At 49.9% G+C, this 925-nt stretch carries 1 protein-coding gene; it reads left to right on the forward strand.

Annotated elements, in window-relative coordinates; genetic code table 11:
- The first annotated feature begins 107 nt into the window (after nucleotides 1-107).
- The gene (locus KGF65_RS16685; RefSeq protein ID WP_050339909.1) at nucleotides 108-890 is read left to right on the forward strand and encodes a tyrosine-protein phosphatase; all 783 of its coding nucleotides are present in this window, start codon (nucleotides 108-110) and stop codon (nucleotides 888-890) included.
- Nucleotides 891-925 lie beyond the last annotated feature (35 nt).

Raw genomic sequence — 925 nt, forward strand, 5'->3', positions numbered from 1 at the left:
GCGCGCATCGGCTGACGAACAGGAATCCAACTCAATATTTTTCAATCATCATTAACGCAGAATAATAACAAGCGCAATACGTTAAAATACTAATCGAGGTAATCAATATGGAACACAATCGGGTCTTGCGATTAGAACACGGCATCAATTTTCGCGAACTAGGCGGGTATGAGACGACCGCTGGCCAAACGATCAAGTGGCAGAAGCTCCTCCGCTGTGGGGGGATGTCGTTGCTGACTGACCATGATCTGGCTTATTTGGACGACTACGGGCTGCGTTACGATATCGATCTGCGGCAAGCTAACGAGGCCGAAATGTCGCCAGACCGGTATCCTCGTAAGACGAAATACATCAATACTTCCGTCTACCCGTTTACAGACAATCGCCGTTTTGACCGCCGACTGAAACGCCTGATCAAGCGGATGGTCATCGATGACTCATTTAACGCGCAAACTTATGCGCAGATGGTCACAGATTCACACGCGGTGAAAGTCTGGCAAAACTTGTTCGCCACGCTACTGGCTAATGACCAGCCGGACCAATCCGTGCTCTTTCACTGTGCTGCTGGTAAAGACCGGACTGGGGTGGCTGGCGCCCTCATCATGACGGCTTTAGACGTCCCCCGCGAGACGATCATGCAAGACTATCTCCTGACGAACGCCGTCTTTATGGCCGCGGATAGTATGGATACCGCGACGATTATTACCAAGGCCAACAAGGGCGATCTGGCGAGCCAATTTAACGTCGCCATGGCCGTTGAAGCCGACAATATGAAGATGGTCTTTCGGGTCTTCGATGATTTGTACGGAGACGGCCTCGGCTACTTGCGACAAGTGTTAGGTCTCTCCGTCGCCGATATTAACGATTTACGGCGACTATATTTAGATTGAATGTCCACTAAAAAAGCTGATTTCGAAGTTTTTCA

It is taken from the genome of Lactiplantibacillus sp. 30.2.29 (assembly GCF_018991255.1).
Lineage (GTDB): Bacteria > Bacillota > Bacilli > Lactobacillales > Lactobacillaceae > Lactiplantibacillus > Lactiplantibacillus pentosus.

Coding starts and splice junctions, on each gene's coding strand:
- KGF65_RS16685 (WP_050339909.1), top strand. CDS start 108: ATGGAACACAATCGGGTCTTGCGATTAGAACACGGCATCAATTTTCGC.